Origin of the sequence: Sphingomonas mangrovi, from assembly GCF_047975845.1 — a bacterium.
Classification (GTDB): Bacteria; Pseudomonadota; Alphaproteobacteria; order Sphingomonadales; family Sphingomonadaceae; genus Sphingomonas.
This window is the reverse complement of the sequence record NZ_JBIUCZ010000022.1, coordinates 14,279-30,839: the sequence shown is the minus strand read 5'-3', so window position 1 is coordinate 30,839 and position 16,561 is coordinate 14,279. Positions and strand designations below refer to the sequence as shown.

The 16,561-nt window shown below is 70.1% G+C and carries 15 protein-coding genes and 1 tRNA gene; 10 read left to right on the top strand and 6 right to left on the bottom strand.

The window, feature by feature from the left end; all coding sequences use genetic code 11:
* Positions 1 to 3: 3 nt before the first annotated feature.
* Together ACBY01_RS11455 and ACBY01_RS11450 are read right to left on the bottom strand one after the other, a co-directional pair.
* The gene (locus ACBY01_RS11455; RefSeq protein WP_416460986.1) at positions 4 to 780 is read right to left on the bottom strand and encodes an SDR family oxidoreductase; all 777 of its coding nucleotides are present in this window, start codon (positions 778 to 780) and stop codon (positions 4 to 6) included.
* Positions 777 to 1,148: a dihydroneopterin aldolase gene (locus ACBY01_RS11450; protein WP_416460985.1), complete on the bottom strand. Its 372-nt coding sequence runs from the start codon at positions 1,146 to 1,148 to the stop codon at positions 777 to 779. The genes ACBY01_RS11455 and ACBY01_RS11450 overlap by 4 nt, the downstream gene beginning before the upstream one ends.
* Positions 1,149 to 1,307: 159 nt before the next feature.
* Here ACBY01_RS11450 and ACBY01_RS11445 point away from each other — a divergent pair, with 159 nt between their 5' ends.
* From ACBY01_RS11445 to ACBY01_RS11430, 4 genes are read left to right on the top strand one after another with little or no spacing between them, the layout of a single operon-like run.
* Complete coding sequence (locus ACBY01_RS11445) at positions 1,308 to 1,835, top strand: GNAT family N-acetyltransferase (RefSeq protein ID WP_416461028.1); 528 nt, start codon at positions 1,308 to 1,310, stop codon at positions 1,833 to 1,835.
* A 51-nt stretch (positions 1,836 to 1,886) separates the two neighbouring features.
* Positions 1,887 to 2,456, top strand: a complete 570-nt coding sequence (locus ACBY01_RS11440) for a DUF1285 domain-containing protein (RefSeq protein ID WP_416460984.1) — start codon at positions 1,887 to 1,889, stop codon at positions 2,454 to 2,456.
* Positions 2,453 to 3,043, top strand: coding sequence for a CoA pyrophosphatase (locus ACBY01_RS11435; protein ID WP_416460983.1), 591 nt, complete (start codon positions 2,453 to 2,455; stop codon positions 3,041 to 3,043). Before ACBY01_RS11440 ends, ACBY01_RS11435 begins: the two co-directional genes overlap by 4 nt.
* Complete coding sequence (locus ACBY01_RS11430) at positions 3,034 to 4,242, top strand: CCA tRNA nucleotidyltransferase (protein ID WP_416460981.1); 1,209 nt, start codon at positions 3,034 to 3,036, stop codon at positions 4,240 to 4,242. The genes ACBY01_RS11435 and ACBY01_RS11430 overlap by 10 nt, the downstream gene beginning before the upstream one ends.
* Here ACBY01_RS11430 and ACBY01_RS11425 read toward each other — a convergent pair.
* Both ACBY01_RS11425 and parC read right to left on the bottom strand, forming a co-directional pair.
* Positions 4,212 to 5,924 (bottom strand): putative bifunctional diguanylate cyclase/phosphodiesterase, encoded by a 1,713-nt coding sequence (locus ACBY01_RS11425; RefSeq protein WP_416460980.1) that lies wholly within the window; start codon positions 5,922 to 5,924, stop codon positions 4,212 to 4,214. The genes ACBY01_RS11430 and ACBY01_RS11425 overlap by 31 nt on opposite strands.
* A gap of 67 nt (positions 5,925 to 5,991) precedes the next feature.
* Positions 5,992 to 8,241, bottom strand: coding sequence for a DNA topoisomerase IV subunit A (gene parC / locus ACBY01_RS11420; RefSeq protein WP_416460979.1), 2,250 nt, complete (start codon positions 8,239 to 8,241; stop codon positions 5,992 to 5,994).
* Positions 8,242 to 8,375: 134 nt separating this feature from the next.
* Between parC and ACBY01_RS11415 the strand changes: the two genes are divergently transcribed.
* From ACBY01_RS11415 to ACBY01_RS11395, 5 genes are all read left to right on the top strand, one after another.
* Positions 8,376 to 9,263, top strand: a complete 888-nt coding sequence (locus ACBY01_RS11415) for a DUF4349 domain-containing protein (protein WP_416460978.1) — start codon at positions 8,376 to 8,378, stop codon at positions 9,261 to 9,263.
* A 77-nt stretch (positions 9,264 to 9,340) separates the two neighbouring features.
* Positions 9,341 to 10,120, top strand: coding sequence for a phosphoribosylaminoimidazolesuccinocarboxamide synthase (gene purC, locus ACBY01_RS11410; RefSeq protein WP_129340315.1), 780 nt, complete (start codon positions 9,341 to 9,343; stop codon positions 10,118 to 10,120).
* A gap of 100 nt (positions 10,121 to 10,220) precedes the next feature.
* Positions 10,221 to 10,463: a phosphoribosylformylglycinamidine synthase subunit PurS gene (gene purS, locus ACBY01_RS11405; RefSeq protein WP_416460977.1), complete on the top strand. Its 243-nt coding sequence runs from the start codon at positions 10,221 to 10,223 to the stop codon at positions 10,461 to 10,463.
* Positions 10,460 to 11,125 (top strand): phosphoribosylformylglycinamidine synthase subunit PurQ, encoded by a 666-nt coding sequence (purQ, locus tag ACBY01_RS11400; RefSeq protein ID WP_416460976.1) that lies wholly within the window; start codon positions 10,460 to 10,462, stop codon positions 11,123 to 11,125. Before purS ends, purQ begins: the two co-directional genes overlap by 4 nt.
* 204 nt (positions 11,126 to 11,329) lie before the next feature.
* Positions 11,330 to 11,406 (top strand) — tRNA-Arg (locus tag ACBY01_RS11395).
* A gap of 9 nt (positions 11,407 to 11,415) precedes the next feature.
* Here the strand turns inward: ACBY01_RS11395 and ACBY01_RS11390 are convergent.
* Positions 11,416 to 12,000: a cysteine hydrolase family protein gene (locus ACBY01_RS11390; RefSeq protein ID WP_416460974.1), complete on the bottom strand. Its 585-nt coding sequence runs from the start codon at positions 11,998 to 12,000 to the stop codon at positions 11,416 to 11,418.
* 497 nt (positions 12,001 to 12,497) lie between these two features.
* Here ACBY01_RS11390 and ACBY01_RS11385 point away from each other — a divergent pair, with 497 nt between their 5' ends.
* On the top strand, positions 12,498 to 15,386 hold the full coding sequence (locus tag ACBY01_RS11385; RefSeq protein ID WP_416460972.1) for a TonB-dependent receptor domain-containing protein: 2,889 nt from the start codon (positions 12,498 to 12,500) through the stop codon (positions 15,384 to 15,386).
* Here ACBY01_RS11385 and ada read toward each other — a convergent pair.
* Positions 15,383 to 16,447, bottom strand: coding sequence for a bifunctional DNA-binding transcriptional regulator/O6-methylguanine-DNA methyltransferase Ada (gene ada, locus ACBY01_RS11380; protein WP_416460971.1), 1,065 nt, complete (start codon positions 16,445 to 16,447; stop codon positions 15,383 to 15,385). The genes ACBY01_RS11385 and ada overlap by 4 nt on opposite strands.
* Between the last annotated feature and the right edge of the window lie 114 nt (positions 16,448 to 16,561).

Here is a 16,561-nt window from a genome sequence, read left to right as displayed (position 1 = left end):
CGCTCAGGCGTCGCCATGGCCGAGATGGACGAAGTCGCGCTCGAACCGGACCAGATTCGCGCCGCCGTCGACGAACACCAGCTGGCCGGTGGTGGCCCGGGCGCCGGCCAGGAACAGGACGGCATCGGCGATGTCGTTGGGCTCGGGCAGTCGGCCGAGCGGCATCATCTCCGCGAGTCGCGCCACCTGGTCGGGCGCATAGTCGGCGGTCGGCAGCGTCAGCCCGGGGGCGACGCCGTTGACGCGGACGGCGGGCGCCAGCGCATGAGCGAGCGTGCGGGTGATCTCCGCCAGCGCCTGCTTCGACACCGCATAGGCGAGCTGGTCGGCAGGCGGCTGGACGATACGCTGGTCGAGGATGTTGACCACGCACGCACCCTCCGGCCCGGCTTGGGCCGCGACCGCTGCGGCGAGCGCGAAGGGCGCTGCGGCATTCACCGCAAAGTGCCGCACCAGCGCGCCCGTACCGGGCATCGCCGCATCGTCGGCGCGGAAGCACGAGGCGTTGTTGACCAACAGGTCGATCGGCCGGCCGAAGTGCGCCGCGACCGCGGGCACCAGCCCGTCGACTGCGGCGGAATCCGACAGCTCGGCGGCGAACCAATGGTACGGCGCCCCGGCCGCCTCCAGCCGTGCGAGCAGCGCCGCATCCGGAGTCGCCTCGCCGCTCGAATGCAGCGCGAGCGCATAGCCCGCCTCCCCCAGCCGCGCGGCGAGATGCGCCCCCAGCCGGCGGCAGCTGCCGGTGACCAGCGCCAGCGGGCGGGCCGGTGCCGTCACGGGCGGTGGCGCACCAGCCGGATGCCGATCGACTCGCCCGCCTCGGCGATGGCGAGCTTGACGATCACCACCTCGACCCGCTGGATTCGCGCGTCCGACACGAACAGCGTGCGGGCGATATGATCGGCCACCCCCTCGATCAGCGTGAAATGCACGCCCTGCGGCAGCGCCGCGCTTGCGGCATGCTTGAGGTCGAGATAGCTCTTGGAGGCGGACAGCGGCGTGTCGGGCTCGAAATGCTCAGGGCAGTCCAGGTCGACGGTCATCGAGATGCGCAGCGGCTGCGGCAGGTGCGTCTCCTCGGAATAGACGCCGGTCAGCACCTGCACTTCGAGGTCGTGTACCTGCAGTTGGAGAAGATCGCGCACCGGTTCGTGTCCTGCTTGTGGTTCGGCCATCGTCCCTAGCAGATGGCGCCGCGTTCGGAAGCCGGCGCGCGGCGCCGCGAATCCGCTTTGCGGGCGCGGGCGCTGGGGCTAAAGGCGCCCGCCGCCGGCGCCCCGCCGGACAAGGAGACGCCCAACGCCGTGACCAGCATCGTGCCGCTCGCCCAGATTGCCCCCGAGCGCATCGAGGCGCTGCTCGATCGCGCGTTCGGGCCCGATCGGCACGGACGCACCGCCTATCGCGTGCGAAGCGGGACGCTTGCGCTGCCCGAGCTCAGCTTCGCGGCGATCGAGGTAGGCGGCGGGCTGCTCGGCAGTATCCAGTGCTGGCCGGTGGCGCTCGCCTGCGACGGCGGCACGGCCGTGCCGATGGTAATGGTCGGCCCGGTCGCGGTCGAGCCGGCGGCGCAGCAGGCGGGAATCGGCCGGATGCTGATGCGCCACATGCTCGACACCGCCGACGCGGCGTCCGAGCCGCTGCCGCAGATGCTGATCGGCGATCCGGAATATTACGGACGCTTCTTCGGCTTCGACGCGGCGCGCACCGGCGCTTGGCGGCTGCCCGGCCCGTTCGAACCGCGCCGGCTGCTCGCCCGCGGCCGCGTTCCGGCCTGCGCCGGAGAGGTCCGGCCGCGGCTTGGCGTCGCGCCGTCGCTCGTCGCACCGTGACCTTCGCCGGGGTTGCGCGCGGGCGCGAGGATCGCCATCGACGATAGGACCATGCCCATGCGTCCGCTTCCCGATCTCGCCGCCCTCTCGCTCGCCGAGATCGCCCAGCTGATGGAGGAGAACCGGCTTCCCCCCGTGGAACGCTGGAATCCCGAGCATTGCGGCGACAGCGGCATGACCATCACTCGCGACGGCCGCTGGCTGCACGAGGGGACGCCGATCGGCCGCGAATCGATGGTGCGGCTGTTCTCGACCATCCTGCGCCGTGAGCCGGACGGCAGCTATGTGCTGGTGACGCCGGTCGAAAAGCTGTCGATCGCGGTGGAGGACGTGCCTTTCGTCGCCAGCGAGGTGCGCGTGGAGGGCGAGGGCCCCGATAGCCGGCTGATCTTCCGCCTCAACACCGGCGATCTGGTGCCGGCGGACGCGGCGCACCCGCTGCGCTTTGCCAACGGCCCCGACGGCCCACTCCCCTATCTGCTGGTACGCGGCGACATGGAGGCGCGCATCGCGCGGCCGGTCTATTACGAACTGGTCGAGCGTGCGCTCGCGCGCGACGGGCAGGATCCCACCCCCGGCGTGTGGAGCGCGGGCAGTTTCTTCCCGCTCGACCCGGCATGACGCTCGCCGAGCGGTTGCGCGGGGCGCTCGCGGAGCCGGCCGCGACGCCGTTGCTGACCCACGACCTGGAGGAAGCGGATCTCGCCGCGGTCCAGTGGCGCGAAGCCGCGGTGCTGGTGCCGGTGACCGATCGTCCCGAGCCGGGGGTGTTGCTCACCCAGCGGACCGCGACCCTGCGCAACCACGCCGGCCAGATCGCCTTCCCTGGCGGGCGGATCGATCCGGGCGATCCCGATCCCGTCGCCGCGGCGCTGCGCGAGGCAGAGGAAGAAGTGGCGCTGCCGCCCGCAGCGGTGGAGGTGGTCGCGAGTCTCGACCGCTACCACACCGCCACCGGCTTCGCGGTGACACCGGTACTGGGGGTGGTCGCGCCCGACCTGCCGCTCGTCCCCAACCCGCAGGAGGTGGCGGCGGTGTTCGAAGTGCCGCTCGCCTTCCTGCTCGATGCCGCCAACCACGCGGTGGCGCACGCCAGCTTTCGCGGGCGCGAGCGGCGCTACTACGAGATCCTGTTTGAAGGCTGGAGAATATGGGGCGCGACGGCGGCGATGCTGGTGAATCTCTCGCGGAGGCTGGCGTGGCCCTGACCCTGCCGACCGCCGACTGGCAGGCGCGCGGCGGGCTCACCGAACTCGCCGAGGCGCTGGGTGGCGATGCGGGCGACGCGCGCTTCGTGGGCGGTGCCGTGCGCGACACGCTGCTGGGGATGCCGGTCGCCGACCTGGACGTCGCCACGCGCCACGCCCCGCAGGACGTGCTCGCGCGCCTGAAGGTCGCCGGAATCCGCGCGGTGCCGACAGGCCTTCAGCACGGCACGATCACCGCGGTGCTCGAAAGCGGGCCGGTCGAGGTAACGACGCTGCGCCGCGACGTCGCCACCGACGGCCGCCACGCCACCGTCGCCTTCACCGACGACTGGCGCGAGGATGCCGCACGGCGCGACTTCACGATGAACGCGCTCTACGCCGACATGACCGGCGGCGGAATCACCGACTATTTCGACGGGATCGCCGATCTGCGCGCCGGCCGCGTGCGCTTTATCGGCGACCCGCTGCGGCGCATCGCCGAGGACCATCTGCGCATCCTGCGCTTTTTTCGCTTCCTCGCCCGCTTCGGCGACGTGCCCGATCCCGAGGGGCTCGCCGCCTGCGTCGCGCGCGCCAACGACCTGATGGCGCTGTCGCGCGAGCGCGTCGCCGACGAACTGCTCAAGCTGCTGGTCGCACGCTCGGCGGTCGAGACGGTCCGGCTGATGCAGACACAGGGCATCTTCGTGCCCGTGCTTCCGGAGATCGATGCCGCGCAGGTCGACCGGTTCGAGCGGCTGGCGGCGCGCGAGGCGGCGTCCGGCGTCGCCCCCGACGCGATCCGCCGGCTGGTGGCGCTGGTGCCCGGTGACGCGCTCGACTCGATCGGCGCACGGCTCAAGCTCTCCAATGCGCAGCGCAAGCGACTCGCGCTCGCTGCCGACACCGACGGCACCGGCTCGCCGCGGGCACTCGCCTATCGCATCGGCCAGGAAGGCGCGATCGACCGGCTGCTGCTGTCCGACGACGGCGAAGCGGCGGCGGCGATCGCCGACCTGTCCGACTGGGTACGACCGCAGTTCCCGCTCACTGGCGGCGCGCTGGTCGCGCGCGGAATCGGCAAGGGACCCGACGTCGCGCGCACGCTGCGCCACATCGAGGACCAGTGGATCGCCGAGGGCTTCCCCGATGCCGAGCGAGTCGCGGCGCTCACCGACGCCGCGCTGGCTCAGCGATTGCGTTCGAGCAGCAGCCGATAGGCCTGGTCGGCGTCGACCGGGCGCGAATAGAGATAGCCCTGGCCGTAGCTGCATCCCAGCGCGGTCAGCGTCTGCTCGAGCGCTGGCGTCTCGATCCCTTCCGCGGTGGTCCGCATCCCCAGCGTCTGCGCGAGGCTGAGCACCGCGCGGACGATCGCCACCTTGTCGCGGCTGGCGAGCATCCCCGACACGAAGCTGCGGTCGATCTTGAGCAGGTCGATCGGCAGGCTCTGGAGATAGCCCAGGTTCGAATAGCCGGTGCCGAAGTCGTCCATCGCCAGAGTCGTGCCCAGCGCCTTGAGCGCGCGCATCGTGTCGGCGGTCGGATCGCGATCGCTGACGATCGCGCTTTCGGTGAGTTCGATGGTGAGGCGACGCGCGGCCACGCCGTGGTTGGCGAGCGCCTGCTCGACCACCGAGACGACATGGTCGCGCCGCAGCTGCACCGCCGAGAGGTTGACCGCCATCGTGACGCCGCACTCGATGCCGCGGGTGCGGTCCCAGCGCGCCAGCGTCCGCATCGCCTCGTCGAGCGCCCAGCGGCCGAGCGGCACGATCAGTCCCGATTCCTCAGCGACCGGGATGAAGTCTCCGGGCGGGACATCGATCCCCGCCTCGGTCCGCCAGCGCGCCAGCGCCTCGAACGACACGATCCGGCCGCTGGCGAGGTCGCAGATCGGCTGGAAATGGAGGTGCAGCGCACCCGCCTCGATCGCGCGGCGCAGATCGGTCTCGATCGCGAATTCGACGCGCATCACGTCGAGCGTCTCCGCGCGATACACCTCGGTCATGCCGGTGCGCTTGGCGCGCTTGAGCGCGAACTGGGCGTGGCGGATCAGGTCCTCGGGAGCGCCCACCAACTCCGCCCCGAGAGCAACGCCGAGCGAGCAGCCGATGCGGACGTCGAAGTCGGAGAGGCTGAAGGGGCTCGCCAGCGCCCCGCGGATGCGGTCGGCCACTTCGATTGCGCCGGCAGTTCCGCCGATGTCGGGCAGCAGGATCGCGAATTCGTCGCCACCGGTGCGGGCGAGCACGTCGGGCCCGCGCAACGCGCCCTTGAGCCGCCGCGCGACCGAAATCAGCAGCTCGTCGCCGACGATGCCGCCCATGCACGCGTTGATCCGGCTGAAGCGGTCGAGGTTGAGCGCCAGCACCGCGTGGCACTCGCGCCGTCCTTCGGCGAGCAGTTCCTCCAGCCGATCCTCGAACCCGGCACGGTTAGGAAGCCCGGTGAGCGCGTCGATCGTCATCTCGCGCCGCAGGCTGTGCTCGGTGCGCGCCTCGGGCGTGCGGTCGATGAGCGAGACCAGGCAGCGGCCGAGCGCCCGCGCGACGGCGCGGCGCGAGAGCACGACACGGAAGTAGCGCGCGTCGACCGCCTGTCCCAGCGTCCATTCGAAGGTTTCGCGGAGCGCGTCGCTTGCCAGGAAGCGTGCGATGCGCTGGCGCATGTCGCTGCAGTCGAGCGCCCCCTTCGGCCCCGCCTCGGCATCGATCTGGCGGAAGCCGGCGTTGACTCGCGACAGCACCACCCGCCCGTCGCGCAGCAGGGCCATCGCCGCGGGCATCGGCAGTACGTCGAGCAGCTGTCCGCTCACCCCCGCCTCACCCCCGCCCCCATCCTCGAAACGCCGCTCGTCGGCATCGTCGAGGAAGGCGTGGATACGGGCGAACGAAACCATGACAGCCTATCCTAACCTGGATCGGTTAAGACGAGGTTTCGCCGCCCGGCTCATATGAAGCGCCGGCTCATGCGAACCGGTTGTCCCGCGGAAAGCCGTTGGGCGGCATCCGGCCGGCGGCGCCGCGTGCCGCGCGCCACGGGCTGAGGTCCGCCTCCACCCGCGTCCGCCCCGATTCGCCGCCCATCGTCCAGCTGAGCCCGTCGGCGAAGCGCAGCGTGCGGACATCGGACAGGCCGCCGTCGCGGAAGCGCTGGAGTTGCACCCCCTGCCCGCGCGCGAGCTCTGCGACCTCGGCCAGCGGGAACACCACCAGCTTGCGGTTGTCGCCGATCGCCGCGACGTAATCGTCCTCCGCGGTGATCGGCCGCGCGACGCGCAGCCGTGCGCCGGGCCGCGGCGTCATCACCTGCTTGCCCTTGCGGGTCTCGGCGATCACGTCGGCGACGCGCACGACGAAGCCCCGCCCGTCGCTCGCCGCCAGCAGCAGCCGGTCCGACTGTGCCGCGCGCAGCAACGCCACGATCTCGGCGTCGCCCTCCAGGTCGACCATCGCGCGCACCGGCTCGCCGAAGCCGCGTCCGCCCGGCAGCTTGTCGGCACCCAGCGTGTAGAAGCGCCCGGCGTCGGTGGTCAGCAGCAGCTTGTCGGTGGTGTGCGCGTGGAAGGCGAACAGCGGGCCGTCGCCTTCCTTGAACTTGAGCGTCTCGGCCGCGGCCAGTTCGCTGTGCCCCTTGAGCGCGCGGATCCAGCCGCGGCGCGACAGCACCACGGTGATCGGCTCGCGCTCGATCATCGCCTCCAGCGGGATCTCGCGCGCCGGCGCCGCTTCCTCGATGCTGGTGCGGCGCTTGCCGAGCGCGGTCTCCGGGCCGTAGCGATCGCGCAGCTTCGCCATGTCGCGCTTGAGTCGGGTGCGCTGGCGCGCCTCGGAGCCGAGCAGCTGCGTAAGCTCGGCCTGTTCCTTTTCGAGGTCGCCGCGCTCGCGCCGCAGCTCCATCTCCTCCAGCCGGCGCAGCGAGCGCAGCCGCATGTTGAGGATCGCCTCGGCCTGGCGGTCGGTAAGCTGGAACTCCGCCATCATCACCGCCTTGGGCTCGTCCTCGGTGCGGATGATCTCGATCACCCGGTCGAGGTTGAGGAAGGCGATGATATAGCCGTCGAGCAGCTCGAGCCGGTCGGCGATCTTCGCCAGGCGATGCTCCGAACGCCGGCGCAGCACCACGAACTGGTGGTCGACCCACGCCTTGAGCACCTCGCGCAGGCTCATCACCCGCGGCGTGCGCGTCGCGTCGAGTACGTTGAGGTTGAGCGGCACGCGCGTTTCCAGGTCGGTCAGCCGAAACAGCCCGTCCATCAGCGTCGCGGCATCGACCGTGCGGCTGCGCGGCTCCAGCACGATGCGCACTTTCGCATCCGATTCGTCGCGGATGTCGCTGAGAATCGGCAGTTTCTTGTCATTGATGAGCGTCGCGACCTGCTCGATCAGCTTGCCCTTGGCAACGCCGTAGGGAATTTCGGTGACAACGATGCGGAAGCCGCCGCCCTTCTCGCGCTCCAGCTCCCAGCGCGCGCGCACGCGGAAGCCGCCGCGGCCCGTGGCATAGGCCTCGGCGATGGCGGCGGGCGGATCGACGACGATGCCGCCGGTGGGGAAGTCCGGACCCTTCACATGGCCCAGCACCGCGGCGTCGTCCGCCTCCGGCCGGTCGATCAGCATGGTGGCGGCGTCGAACAACTCGGCGGCGTTGTGCGGGGGAATGGCGGTGGCCATGCCGACCGCGATGCCGGCCGCGCCGTTGGCGAGCAGGTTCGGGAACAGGCCCGGGAACAGCTCGGGCTCCTGCTCCTCGCCGTTGTAGGTCGGGCGGAAGTCGACCGCGTCCTCGTCGAGCCCCGCCATCAGGTCGATCGCGACCTGGGTCAGCCGCGCCTCGGTATAGCGGTAGGCCGCGGCGTTATCGCCGTCGATGTTGCCGAAGTTGCCCTGCCCGTCGACCAGCGGATAGCGCAGGGCGAAATCCTGCGCGAGGCGCACCATCGCGTCGTAGACCGACTGGTCGCCGTGCGGATGGTATTTGCCGATGACGTCGCCGACGACGCGGGCACACTTCTTGTACCCCGCCGCCGGATCGAGCCGCAGCAGCCGCATCGCCCACAACAGCCGCCGGTGCACCGGCTTCAGCCCGTCGCGCAGATCCGGCAGCGAGCGCGCGGTGATCGTGGAAAGCGCATAGACGAGGTAGCGCTCGGATAAGGCGCAGTCGAAGGGGGCATCGACGATCGCGTCGAACGGATCCTGGAAGTCGGTCGCCATCGCCTCCGCGGATAGCAGGCGCGCCCCTTGTTCCACAACCGTTCCGTGTCACGCACCGCCGAACGGCGCCGAGACCGCTTTGCAACCCGCAAAACCACGCTAGCATCCGGCGCGACGCAGCGGGGGGAATGTGGATGCGCAGAGCAATCGGGATGGCGGCGGCCCTCGTGCTGGCCGGGTGCGGACAGGCGCCGGACGGGGGCAGCCAGATGGCGGACACGGCCGTGGACGGCGCCGCCGCACCGCAGCCGGCGAACGGCGGCAAGCCTGCGGCGATCCCGGTCAGCCTCCCGCAGATGGCCTACACCTATGGCTACCGATTCCGCGTGCCCGCCGACCGCATCGCCCGCGCGCAGCAGGCGCATCTGGCGCTGTGCGATTCGATGGGGCCGGCCCGCTGCCAAGTGCTCGCGCTGTCGAGCGACGGCGACGACAGCGAGGGCAGCAGCGCCGGGAGCACGCTGGAGCTGCGCGTCGCAGCGGGCGAGGCGCGCGCATTCGGCGGGCGGCTCGCGGCCTCGGTCGCGCAAGCCGGCGGGCGCGGCGACGGCAGCACGATCGAGGCGGAGGACGTCTCCAAGAAGATCGTCGATACCGAGGCGCGGCTGCGCCAGCGCGAACTGCTCGCCCAGCGGCTGACCGAGGTGCTGCGCACCCGCAACGGCACGGTCAAGGATCTCGTCGAGGCCGAGCGCAGCGTCGCCGCGGCGCAGGAGGAGATCGACCAGGCGCGCGGCTGGCTCACGGAACTACGCGGCCGCGTCGCGATGGCCGAGGTCGGCATCGTCTACGATCCCCTCTACACCGCGGCGGGCGGCAGCGGCTCCGGGCTGGGCGAGGCGGTGCGCGATTCCTGGACCAATTTCTCCGTGGGGATGGTCGAGCTGGTGCGGCTGGCGATCTACCTGCTGCCGTGGCTGGTGGCGCTCGGGCTGGTCGCGCTCGCGGTGCGTGCCGGACGCCGCCGGCTGCGCACCGCCGCGACGACGCGTGATTGCGACGCGGGGCCCCGTCCGCTATAGGCGCCGCCATCCCGCCCCGGCAGCACGCTCGCATGGCCGTGCCAGCCGGGGCCGATCGTTTTGGAAGGGTTCCGCACATGGCTCGCCGCCGCCAGATCTACGAGGGCAAGGCCAAGATCCTGTACGAGGGCCCCGAGCCCGGGACGCTGATCCAGTATTTCAAGGACGACGCGACCGCGTTCAACGCCCAGAAGAAGGGCACGATCAACGGCAAGGGCGTGCTCAACAACCGCATCTCCGAGCACGTCTTCACGCTGCTCGGCCAGATCGGCGTGCCGACCCACTTCATCCGCCGCCTCAACATGCGCGAGCAGCTGATCCGCCAGGTCGAGATCGTGCCGATCGAGGTCGTGGTGCGCAACGTCGTCGCCGGATCGCTGTCGAAGCGGCTGGGGATCGAGGAGGGACAGCAACTCCCCCGCACGATCGTCGAATATTACTACAAGGACGATGCCCTGGGTGACCCGATGGTCACCGACGAGCATATCCTGGCGTTCGGCTGGGCGGCGCAGGACGAACTGCACGACATGGCCGACATGGCGATCCGCGTGAACGACTTCCTCGCCGGCCTGTTCGCGGGCATCGGCATCCGCCTGGTCGACTTCAAGCTCGAGTTCGGCCGGATCTGGGAAAACGACTTCAGCCGGATCATCTTGGCCGACGAGATCAGCCCCGACGGCTGCCGCCTGTGGGACATGGCCACGAACGAGAAGCTCGACAAGGATCGCTTCCGCCGCGACCTAGGCGGCGAGGTGGAGGCCTATCAGGAGGTCGCCCGACGGCTGGGCCTGCTGCCCGAGGGCGGCGACACCGCCGTGCTCGACATGGAAACCCATCGCAAGAAGCGCGGCCGCTGACCGCAGGCTGCGGCCACCGGCGGCGCTTGCCTGACGGGCGCGCCGGGGCCATAGCCGCCCGCATCCCGTGCCCCGCACCCATCCAATTGCCCGAGGTCTCATGAAACTCCGCATCGTCGTGACGCTGAAGAACGGGGTGCTCGACCCGCAGGGCAAGGCGATCCAGCACGCGCTGGGTTCGCTGGGCTTCGACGGGGTCGCCGACGCCCGCGTCGGCAAGCTGATCGAGCTTGAGGTCGCCGATGGCACCAGCGACGAGGCCATCGACCAGATGTGCCGCAAGCTGCTCGCCAACACGGTGATCGAGAACTACCGCGTCGAGCGGCAGGACGCCGCGGCGTGAAGACCGCGGTCGTCGTCTTCCCCGGCTCGAACTGCGATCGCGACATCGCGGTCGCGCTGCGCGAGGTCACCGGCCAGGCACCGGCGATGGTGTGGCACGGCGAGAGCGACCTGCCCGACGGCATCGGCCTCGTCGCGGTCCCCGGCGGCTTCTCCTACGGCGACTATCTGCGCTCGGGCGCGATCGCGGCGCGCTCGCCGGTGATGCGCGCCGTCGTCGAGGCGGCAGGCCGCGGCCTGCCCGTGCTGGGCGTGTGCAACGGCTTCCAGGTGCTGACCGAAGCGGGGCTGCTGCCGGGCGCGCTGATGCGCAACGCCGGGCTCAACTTCGTGTGCCGCGACGCACCGCTGACCGTCGTCAACGCCGGATCGCGCTTCACCCGCGGCTATGCCGAGGGCGAGACGGTGTCGTTCCCGGTCGCGCACCACGACGGCAATTACTTCGCCGATGCCGAAACGCTCGACCGCGTCGAGGGCGAGGGCCAGGTCGCGTTCCGCTATGCCGAGGACATCAACGGCTCCGCACGCGGGATCGCCGGACTGCTCAACGCGCAGGGCAACGTACTCGGCATGATGCCCCACCCCGAACGCCGCATCGAGACCGCGCACGGCGGCAGCGACGGCCGCCGCCTGTTCGAAGGACTGGTCGAAGCAATCGCCTGAACGGTTAGGAACCTCAACTCCCGTCATCCTGACGGAAGTCAGGATCCATTGCCGCTACCGCAGGAAGCGCGAGCGCAGCGCGAATGGATGCTGACCTCCGTCAGCATGACGAGGGTATCAGGGAGGGTGCTACCCTGCCCCACTCGCGGCAAACGCGAAGACGGTTCCGTCGCGGCGCGATGCGCGCTAATCGGCGATCGGTGCGCGCCCGTAGCTCAGTTGGATAGAGCACGAGCCTTCTAAGCTTGGGGCCGCTGGTTCGAATCCAGCCGGGCGCGCCACCATCACCTTCAGCCTAGCGCCACCGGCTGGCCGGCGAAGTCCTCCGCCACCACCTGCTCGATCGGTCGGGCGATGCCGCGGGTGAGCGCGGCGGGCACGGTGACGTGGAAGCCGCGCGCGACCAGCCCGTCGATCGCCCAGCGCACGCAATAGTCCGCCGCGACGCCGATCACGACCGCTTCCTCGACGCCGGCGGCGCGCAGTTCGGCGAAGAAGGCGTCGCGGTCGACCGAGTCGCCGCCGGCGATCGGCTCGGCGCGCAGGTCGGGCTCCTCCCACATCGCGAACACGCCTTTCTCCAGCCGGTAGCTCGGGATCGCCGGGTCGACGCGCGCCGGGTCGAGCAGGTTGCGCCAGCCGGGCGTGTCGCGGACGCAGTGGATCGGGAACTGCTCCGCCTCCGCCGATCCGGGATAGGTATCGACATCATGGGTGTCGAAGGTGAACAGCACCGCTGCCGTATCCGCCGGCGCAAGCGCCTTCAGCCACGCGGCCATCGGCGCTGCGAGCGCGTCGGCGCCGGCGACCGCGAGTGCGCCGTCCGGGTTCATGAAATCCGCCTGGGTATCGACCACCACCACGACCTTCTTCACCGCCATCTCCTCTGCCGCGCGAACACGCTGCTGCCGTAGCGGATCAGGAGCGGCACCGCATCTTCGGCGAGTGGGGCGGGTGTGGGCGGTGGGGGCGAGCGGCAAAGTGCGGGTGGTCGACGCGGCGACGCGCTGGGCCAAAGGCGGGACGATGTGGCTGCCACCGCCACGCGACCTCCCTCTTCTGCTTATAGTGCGTCACCCCAGCGCAGGCTGGGGTCTCCTGCGGCTCCTGTCTCGACATCCAACCACGAGATGCCAGCCTTCGCTGGCATGACGTTTGTGGCGGGGCCTGCCCTTCCGCGGCCCCCACTCTCCGCAGGCAAGTCAATGCGGCGACGAGACACTCGTCGAGCCATTGACAACCTCCTTCTTCCATGTTCGTATTTCGTATACGTTATTAGTTCACTGCTCTGGGGGTGGGGTTGATGGCCGGTTCGTTGCACAAGCATGCACTTTGGAAAACGATCCTGCTGGCAGGCTGCATAGCAGCGCCGTTGACGGCGACCGCGCAGACCTATGCGCCGGTAGCCGATCCGGCCGAGACCACCGCCGACGAACCGGCTGCCGCACCCACCGACCCGGCCGAGGATATCGTCGTCACCGGCTCGCGCATCCGGCGTTCGTCGGCGGACAGCCCAGCGCCGCTCACCGTGCTCGACTCGGGCCAGATCCGCGCCGCGGGTACTCAGCAGATCGCCGACGTGGTCAACCAGCTGCCGAGCCTCGCGGTGACCCAGACCAACCAGACGAGCAACCTGGCCGGCAATGCCGGCATCAACGCGCTCGACCTGCGCGGCATGGGAACCCAGCGCACGCTGGTGCTGGTCGACGGCCGGCGTCAGGTACCGGCGATCCCGGGCACCTCGGCGGTCGATGTGAGCAACATTCCGTCGAGCCTGGTCGAGCGGGTGGAGATCATCACCGGCGGCGCCTCGGCGCTCTACGGCGCCGACGCGGTGGCGGGGGTCGCCAACTTCATCCTCAAGAAGGATTTTCAGGGGGTCGAGGCCAACGCGCGCTACAGCGCCTCGACGCGCGGCGACCTCGACACCTACAGCTACGACCTGCTGGCAGGCACGAACTTCGACGAAGGCCGCGGCAACGTCAGCGTCTACGCCTTTTACGAGAACCAGCCGGGGCTGGTGAGCGGGAGCGACCGGCCATGGACCGCCGACGGCTATCCCCTCTACGCGCGCGCCAGCTCCAGCGAGCTTTACGGGATCCTCGATCACAACCGGAACATCAACACCGCCGATGCCGCACAGGTGATCCTCGGCGGCAGGCTCTATGCGGTGAACGCCAACGGCACGCTGCGCGACCCGATCCTCGGCCCGGGCGGGTTCGTCAACGCTACGCCCGTCGATCTCGCCGGCAATGCCGATGCGCTCGGTACGCTGCTGACCGACGGCGGCGAATACAACGGCCGCTACGACGGCTGGCTGCTGAGCGTGCCGTCCGAGCGCATCTCCACCCGCGCGAGCGCCGCCTACGAGATCAGCGACGCGCTCAAGCTGTTCGCGGTCGGCAATTTCGCGCGCAACCGCGCGACCTCGGCGTCGCTGCAGATGACGTCGTTCGGGTCGGATGCGGTTCCGGCGGACAGCCCGTTCATCACCCAGGCGATGATCGATGCCGCAGGCGGTGCGATCCCGGAAGGCGGCCTGCGCTTCGCGCGACGGTTCATGGAGTTGCCGCAGCCGCGCACCGAATACGACCGCAGGCTGTTCCAGGGCGCAGTGGGTGCCGAGGGCGACTTCACCCTCTTCGCGCACCCGTGGAACTACTCCGCCTATTATTCTTACGGGCGTACCGAGCAGCGGATCCGCGACGTCAACGCCACCGCCTACGACCGCTGGTACCTCGGCCTGGATTCGACGCGCGGGCCGGACGGCAGCGCGATCTGCCGCAGTACGCTCGACGACCCCGACAACGGCTGCGTCGCGCAGAATCCGCTGGTGCCGCTGACCCAGCAGATGATCGACTATATCACCTACACCTCGCACTGGTCGAAATCGACGCTGACCCAACAGGTCGCCTCGGCCTATGTCTCGGGTGGGTTGTTCGACCTGCCGGGCGGTGCGGTGCAGATGGTGCTGGGCGCCGAGTACCGCCACGAGAAGAACGACATCGGCACCATCCCGGAATACGACCCGACGAGCCCGCTCTACGATCCGACCATCGGCAACAGCGCGACGCCGCTGGTCGGCACCTACGACGTCAAGGAAGTGTTCGGCGAGCTGCACGTCCCGCTGCTCAAGGATCGGCCGTTCTTCGACCTCCTGTCGGCCGATGCCGCGGTGCGGCTGTCCGACTACAGCACCGCCGGCAGCACCACGACGTACAAGTTCGGCGGCGAATGGGCGCCGATCCCCGATGTCCGCTTCCGCGCGACCTACGGCCAGGCGGTCCGCGCGCCCAACATCGGCGAGCTCTACACCGCCAGCAGCATCTCGGGGCTATGGATCACCGACCCGTGCAACGCGTATAATCTGGCGAACCGCACCGGCCGGACGCAATATACCGAGGCGAATTGCGCGGCGATCGGCTCTGCCGGCACCAGCACCTACTGGGTCTATCGCGACATCATCGCGCAGGGGAACCTAGACCTCAAGCCCGAGACCGCGAAGACGCTGACGCTGGGCGTGGTGCTCAAGCCGCGGTTCGTACCGCGGCTGTCGATCGCGGTCGACTATTACAACATCGACCTGCGCAACGCGATCGACGCGTTCGGGGCGCAGACGCTGATCGACAAGTGCGTCGACCAGTCTTCGCTCGACAATCTCTTCTGTGCACAGGTTCGGCGAGACGCCGACGGCAACCTCGATTCCGTCATCACCCAGAAGCTCAATCTGGCCAAATATCTCACGCGCGGCATCGACATCACCGCCGCCTACAGCCTTCCGCTCGAGAATTTGGGTTTGGGTGCGGGCGCCGGCACGCTGTCGATCGATGCCAACTATTCGCGGCTGCTCAAGCGCGAGTACACGCTCGATCCCGACGATCCGACCACCATCACCGAATATGCCGGCGTGTTCGGCACGCCCAAATGGAAGGGCGTCGTGCGTACCACCTACGCCAACGAAGGCTATGGGCTGACCTGGACGCTGCGCCACTATTCGCCGATGCGGGCGGCCACCACCATCACCGCCGACCGCTACGAGAAGGTGTGGACGCCGGACGTCTTCTACAACGACATCTCCGGCTTCGTCGCGCTGACGCCGCAGATCGAGCTGTCGGGGGGACTCAACAACGCATTCGACCGCAAGCCGCCACGCATTCCGGGCGCCGAGGCGGGCGGCGCCAACTTCGAGCTCGGCTATTCGGCGGGCGTCTACGACGTAATCGGGCGAACCTTCTTCGTGGGCCTGCGCTTCCACCGCTAGGAGTCGCTCCGCTCCGCCTCACGATCGAGCAGCGCGCGCTTGCGGGCGATGCCCCAGCGGTATCCCGAGAGCGCGCCGTCGCTGCGCAGCACGCGGTGGCACGGGATCGCCACGGCATGCGCGTTGGCGGCACAGGCGCCGGCCACCGCGCGCACCGCTTCGGGCGCGCCGATGCGGCGGGCGATCTCGGCATAGCTCGCGGTGGCGCCGGGCGGGATCGCCCGCAGCGCCTCCCAGACGCGGCGGCGGAAGGCGGTGCCGCGGATGTCGAGCGGCAGGTCGACGGCAGTAGCCGGCGCCTCGACCAGCGCGACCGCCTGCGCGACCTGCCCGGACAGATCGTCGCCGGCGGGTTCGAGCTGCGCCTGCGGGAAGCGGCCGCGCAGTTCCTCGACCAGATCCGCATCGTCGTCGCCGAGGAGCAGCGCAGCGATGCCGGCCGCGCTGGCGGCGACGAGCAGCCGGCCGAGGCTGGTACCGGCGACCGCGAACCGCAGCGTCTCCGCCGCACCACCGCGGCGGTAGCGGCTCGGCGTCATGCCGAGCACCGCCTCGGCCTCGGCATAGAAGCGGCCGCTCGAGCCATAGCCGGCCCCATGGATCGCCTCGGTCACGCTCGTGCCCTCCGCCAGCGCGGCGCGCACCCGTGCGGCGCGATGTTCGGCAGCATAGGCGCGCGGGCTGACGCCGGTCGCGGCCTTGAACACCCGCTGGAAATGCGCGGGGCTCATCCCGGCGTCGGCCGCGAGGCGGGCGAGCGTCGGCGGGGTCTCGGCCGCCTCGATGGTGCGGCAGGCGGCGGCGACCAGCGACGCGCGGGCCACACCCGGCTGCGCGGCGTCGGGATCGCAGCGCCGGCACGCTCGTGCCCCGGTCCGGCGGGCATCGGCGAGGCTGTCGTGGATGGTGACGTTGCCGGGATTGGCGGTGCGCGACGGACACGATGGGCGGCAATAGACGCCGGTCGTCGCCACCGAATACCAGAAGCGGCCGTCGCCGCCGCGATCGCGCGCGACGATCGCCGTCCAGCGCGGATCCTCTGCGGTGTTCTGCCCTGCCATGCTCGTCTCCTCCACCGCCCTTCCCTGCTCCGCGCAACGGCCGCGCGCACTCCGTTCCTTGCGCTCCAATCGAAGATAATGGCACCCCGCGCGAGCGCCACAACGAGGAGACGC